General features: G+C 73.6%; 4 protein-coding genes and 1 pseudogene. 2 read left to right on the top strand and 3 right to left on the bottom strand.

Annotated elements, in window-relative coordinates:
• The coding region (locus tag ABZ641_RS24935) for a MarR family winged helix-turn-helix transcriptional regulator (protein WP_359985060.1) at positions 1–465 on the bottom strand (465 nt) is incomplete at its 3' end.
• A 63-nt stretch (positions 466–528) separates the two neighbouring features.
• Here ABZ641_RS24935 and ABZ641_RS24930 point away from each other — a divergent pair.
• Positions 529–2,661: an MMPL family transporter gene (locus ABZ641_RS24930; RefSeq protein WP_359985057.1), complete on the top strand. Its 2,133-nt coding sequence runs from the start codon at positions 529–531 to the stop codon at positions 2,659–2,661.
• Positions 2,662–2,747: 86 nt separating this feature from the next.
• Positions 2,748–4,364 carry an MFS transporter gene (locus ABZ641_RS24925; RefSeq protein WP_359985054.1) on the top strand — a complete coding sequence of 539 codons (1,617 nt, stop codon included), beginning with the start codon at positions 2,748–2,750 and terminating at the stop codon, positions 4,362–4,364.
• Between the two features lie 11 nt (positions 4,365–4,375).
• Here the strand turns inward: ABZ641_RS24925 and ABZ641_RS24920 are convergent, their stop codons facing one another.
• Both ABZ641_RS24920 and ABZ641_RS24915 read right to left on the bottom strand, forming a co-directional pair.
• Positions 4,376–4,927, bottom strand: a complete 552-nt coding sequence (locus tag ABZ641_RS24920) for an NUDIX domain-containing protein (RefSeq protein WP_344622352.1) — start codon at positions 4,925–4,927, stop codon at positions 4,376–4,378.
• Positions 4,913–5,131, bottom strand: a pseudogene (locus ABZ641_RS24915) (WhiB family transcriptional regulator); the annotation flags it as partial. The gene ABZ641_RS24920 and the pseudogene ABZ641_RS24915, both read right to left, overlap by 15 nt.
• Positions 5,132–5,314: the final 183 nt, after the last annotated feature.

Raw genomic sequence — 5,314 nt, 5'->3', positions numbered from 1 at the left:
TTCGCCGCTCAGGCCGTCGGAGGCCCGGAAGACCAGGCCGAGCAGGGGCGCCAGCTCGCCCATGACGTGGTCGAACCCGCTGTCGGTGACGTTCAGGATCTGGCGGCGCCCGTCGCGCGGATGTGGACCGCGCGTCATGTGGCCCTCGGCGACGAGCCGGTTGACGGACTGTGTGCCGGCCGCGCTGGTGACACCCAGCCGCCGGGAGAGCTCGACCGGCCCGATCGGCTCGCCGGCGCCCTGCGCCATGGCGACGTGTTCGACGGCCTCGACGTTCGTCAACGGCATGCCCAGGCGCTCCGCCAGGGCGGCGCGGGCCAGTTGGGTGAGTGTGAGGACCTCGCGCAGGGCCTCCGACAGGGCGTCGCCCGCGGACGCGTCCGTCGCGGACGTGTCGGTCGCGGGGTGCCGGGTGTCGGTGGAATCCGATGGCCGGTCGGCTCCGAAGCTTCCTCGTTGCGCCATGACGGCAAGTCTGACACGGTAGAAATCGCTAAGTTACTTAACGACTTTTAGAGGGTGCCTTCCTTGACCCCTGACCCGACCGGCAGCCTGCTGCGGTCCGCGCCGGACTCCGCCGCCCCGGAAGGGGCGCGCCCACGACGGCCCCGCGCCACGGCGTGGCTGATCCTGCTCCTCACCCTCGTCGGCCTGGGTGCCGCGTTCTCGCTCGGCCCCTCCGGCGCCACCACCACCGAGGCCACCGGCGCAGGGCTGCCGGCCGCCTCCCAGTCCGCCCGCGTCGCCGAGATCGTGAAGACGTTCCCGGCCGGCGCGGTCGCGCCCGCGATCGTCGTCTACAGCACCACCGACGGCAGCCCCCTCACCCCGGACCAGCAGGCCCTCGTCGCCGAACGGGCCGAACCGCTCGGAGCACTGGGCCTCGCGCCCGCGGCGGCGCGGCCCGAGACCGTTCAGGGAAGGGTCGCCACCGTCGCCGTCCTGCTGTCCACCGGCGCCGGCGACGCGGAGAACAGCGCGGCCGTCGAGCGGATCCGCCGTACCGCCTCGGAGAACCTGCCGGAGCCGCTGCGCGCGCAGGTCACCGGAGCGCCGGCCGTCCGAGCCGACATCGGCAAGGTCTTCGAGGGCGCCGACGCCACCCTGCTGATCGCCACCGCCTCGGTCGTCGCCGTCCTGCTGCTGATCACCTACCGCAGCCCGGTCCTCTGGCTCGTCCCGCTCCTCGTCGTGGGCGCCGGCGACCGTCTCGCCGGCATCCTGGTCGGCGTCCTCGCCCCGTACGCCGGCGTCGAGGTCGACGCCTCGGCGGCCGGCATCCTCTCCGTCCTGGTCTTCGGCGCAGGCACCGACTACGCCCTGCTGCTGGTCTCCCGCTACCGCGACGAGCTCCATCTGACCGACGACCGCTTCACCGCCATGGCCAGGGCCTGGCGCGGCACCGCGCCCGCAGTCCTGGCCAGCGGCACCACCGTGGTGCTCAGCCTGCTGACCCTGCTGGCCGCCGAACTGACCGGCAACCGGGGGCTCGGCTTCGCCGGCGCCATCGGCATCCTCACCGCCATGCTCTTCGGCCTGGTCGTCCTCCCCGTCGCGCTCGTCCTGCCCGGACGCCGGATCTTCTGGCCCCTCGTGCCCAAGGTCGGCGACCCCGTCACCGCCGACCGCCGCGGCCTGTGGTCGCGCGTCGGAGCCGCGGTCGCCGCGCGGCCCGCCCAGGTCGCCGTCGCCGGCTCCGCCGTCCTGCTCCTCCTCGCCTCCGGAGCCCTCGGCCTGCGCACCGGACTCGCCCAGGCCGACGCCTTCCGCAAGACGCCCGAAGCCGTCCTCGGCCAGCGCACCCTCGCCGCCGTCCAGCCCGCCGGCGCGGCCGACCCGCTGACCCTGGTGTCGGCCACGACGGCCGGCGACCAGGTCGTCCGAGCGGCCCGCCAGGTGCCCGGCGTCGCGTCCGTGACCCCGACGGACCGGACGGACCGGTACGCTCGTGCCGACGTCGTGCTCACCGCCTCCCCCGGAACGGAGGACTCCGACCGCACCGTCGAAGCCCTGCGCCAGCGGGTCGGCACGATCCCCGGCGCCGACGCCCTCGTCGGGGGAGCCACCGCCGAGGCGTACGACACCGCGCAGGCCAACGCCCACGACACCCGCGTCGTGGTGCCACTCGTCCTCGCCATCGTCTTCGTCGTCCTGGTCGCGCTCCTGCGGGCCCTCGTCGCCCCCGTCCTGCTCGTGGCGACCGTGATCGCCTCCTACTTCGCGGCGCTCGGCGCGAGCTGGCTGCTCTTCCGCACGGTCTACGACTTCCCCGCCCTGGACACCAACGTGCCGCTGCTGTCCTTCCTGTTCCTCGTCGCACTCGGAGTCGACTACAACATCTTCCTGATCGCCCGCACCCGCGAGGACACCACGGCCGGACACGACACCCGCCGCGCCGTGCTGCGTGCCCTGGCCTCCACCGGCGGCGTCATCACCAGCGCCGGCATCCTGCTCGCCGCGGTCTTCGCCGTACTCGGCGTCCTGCCCCTCATCACCCTCACCCAGATCGGCGTCATCGTCGGCATCGGCGTCCTGCTGGACACCCTGCTGGTGCGGACGGTCCTCGTTCCCGCGCTCGTCCTCCTCACCGGCCGCCGCTTCTGGTGGCCCGGGCGGCCGGAGGAGGCCACGGAACGCCGCACGCCCGTCCGAAGCACCTGAACGGCGGGGGCCGGCCGCACCCGCGGCCGGCCTCCCGCCCGCGCCCCGCAGACATCCCGCCGCTCCCAGGAACGGATCAAGCCCCCATGACCGGCAGCACGACCGCAGAGACCGCAGCCGCAGCTCCGTCATCGCCGCGCACCCGGTGGTGGGGACTGGTCGCGATCAGCCTCGGCGTCGCACTGATCATCGTCGACTCGACCATCGTCAACGTCGCGATCCCCAGCATCATCGAGGACCTGGGCATCACCTCGCGCGATGCCCAGTGGGTCCAGGAGACCTACACCCTCGTCTTCGCGGCCCTCCTGCTCGTCGCCGGACGCACCGGTGACCGCCTGGGCCGCCGACGTGTCTTCCTGGCCGGGACCACCGTCTTCGTCCTGGCGAGCCTTGCGGCCGCCACCGCCGCCTCGGGCCCCGCCCTGATCGCCGCCCGTCTGTTGCAGGGCGTGGGCGGGGCCATGATCCTCCCCACGTCCCTGTCGCTGATCAACGCGAACTTCCGCGGCGCCGACCGCGCCCGGGCCTTCGCCGTGTGGGGCTCCACCATCGGCGGGACCGCCGCCCTCGGCCCCCTCCTCGGCGGATGGCTCACCTCCCACCTGTCCTGGCGCTGGGCGTTCGGCATCAACCTGCCTCTCGGGGCACTCGTCGCGGCCGGGGTGTTCCTCCTCGTGGAGGAGAGCAGGGACCCGCGCGCCGAACGCGGCGTCGACCTGCTCGGCGCCGCCCTGTCGGTCATCGGTTTCACCGGCATCGTCTTCGCCCTGATCGAGGGCCGCACCTACGGCTGGTGGCACCTCCAACGCCCGTTCTCCGTGCTCGGGGCGCAGCTGGACGGCGATCCGTCCCCGGTGCCCGTGGCCCTCGCGGTCGGCCTGCTCGCCCTCGCCGCCTTCGCCGCCGTCGAACTCCGCCGCAACCACCGGGGCCGCACCGCCCTGCTGGACCTTCGGCTGTTCACCATCCCCTCGTTCCGCAACGGCAACGTCGTCGCCGGAGTCGTGAGCCTCGGCGAGTTCGGCATTCTCTTCTCCCTGCCGCTGTGGTTCCAGAACGTCCTCGGGTACACGGCCTTCGAGGCAGGGCTCGCCCTGCTGCCGCTCGCCGTCGGAAGCTTCACCGCCAGCGGTCTCAGCGCCGTCCTGGCACCCCGGATCGGCACGGTCAACCTCGTCATGGCCGGCATCACCTGCGAGATCATCGGCGTCGCCGGCATCGGACTGGTGCTCTCGCCCGACGGCAGCGGCTGGCAGGTCGGCCCCTTCCTGCTCGTCTACGGCATCGGCGTCGGCTGGGCCACCGCCCAGATCACCGGCGTCGCGCTGACCGATGTCCCGGTCGCCCGGTCCGGCCAGGGCGCAGGTATCCAGAGCACCACCCGCCAGGTCGGTTCCGCCCTCGGCATCGCCCTGCTCGGCACCGTCCTGTTCACCGCACTCGGCGCAGATCTCAGCCGCGCCCTGCAGGACCACGGAACACCGCCCGCCCGGGCCGAGGCACTGACGGCGAGGGTCCGGACGAGCGCCGGGACGGCCATCCAGCCACTGCTCCACGAGCCGGCCACCCGGCAGGCGGGAGAGCTGGCCCGTGAGTCCTTCACCACCGCGACCTCGCTCGCCGCCTACACCGCCGCCGGCGCACTCACCCTCGGCCTCGGCGCCGCTGTCCGGCTCAAGCGCAAGCTCGCGCTCCAGGCGTGACGCCCTCCGCCTCACCGCGTCCGGAGCAGGAGGTCGAGGAACCAGCGCATCCGCTGACGGTCCTTCGGGAACCGGGCAGCCCAGGGCCGGGACAGATCGAACCAGGCAGCAGGCTGGCCGGGTTCACAGCACAGCGGGATCGCCGGGTCGGCGAAGGCCGCGTAGGAGAATCCCAGGGTGGTCGCCGAGGAGTCCTCACGGAAGCGACGGACGAAAGCCATGGCGGGCCGGTGCATGAGAACCACCGAAAGACCGGTCTCCTCGAACAGTTCACGCACCGCCGCGCGCCGCGGAGTCTCTCCCGGCTCGGCCTTCCCGCCGGGCGGCACCAGGCCCCGCCAGGGATGGTCCACCAACAGGGCCCGGTGCCCCACGGGGTCGAAGACCCAGACCTCGGCCACGAGGGGACCACTGATCCCCGACGGGTCGGCCCGGTCGAGCCAGGTCGCGGAGCCGGGGAGCCTGATCGCTGCCGACCGCACGTCCTGTTCGGCCGCGCGCACGACTCCGGACGGCAGGCAGGAGCGGTTCGCGGCGGTCCGGCCGACGGCCGCCCGGCTCAGGTGCCGTCGCTCCCGCTCGTCCATGCCGCCCCAGATGCCGTGGGCCTCGCCGACCGTCATGGCCGCAGCCGCGCACTGCGAGACGACGGGGCACCGCGCGCACACGGCCTTGGCCCGCTCGGCCTGTGCGGTTCCGGCGCCCTCGCTGCTGAGGGGGAAGAAGAGTTCGGGGTCCTCCGTCCGGCATGCGGCGGACTCCCGCCAGCCCGTGTCCCGTCCGGCAGGTCCGCCGGATGCGACTGGCCGGTGGACGTCTGCCCGGTGGACGTCTGCCGGGTCTCGGTGGCCGTTCGTCATCGACCGCTGCCCTCCCGCCTTCGGCCCGCCCGTAGGGTGCGTCCCCGGGCGGGCGTTCCTCCGTGATGGTGAAAAGGGTTGCGGGTGGAG

Origin of the sequence: Kitasatospora sp. NPDC007106 (assembly GCF_040634455.1) — a bacterium.
GTDB classification, from domain to species: domain Bacteria; phylum Actinomycetota; class Actinomycetes; order Streptomycetales; family Streptomycetaceae; genus Kitasatospora; species Kitasatospora arboriphila.
Note: the sequence above shows the minus strand (reverse complement) of the source record. Positions and strands in the feature narration are given on the sequence as shown.

Coding starts and splice junctions, on each gene's coding strand:
- ABZ641_RS24925 (WP_359985054.1), top strand. CDS start 2,748: ATGACCGGCAGCACGACCGCAGAGACCGCAGCCGCAGCTCCGTCATCG.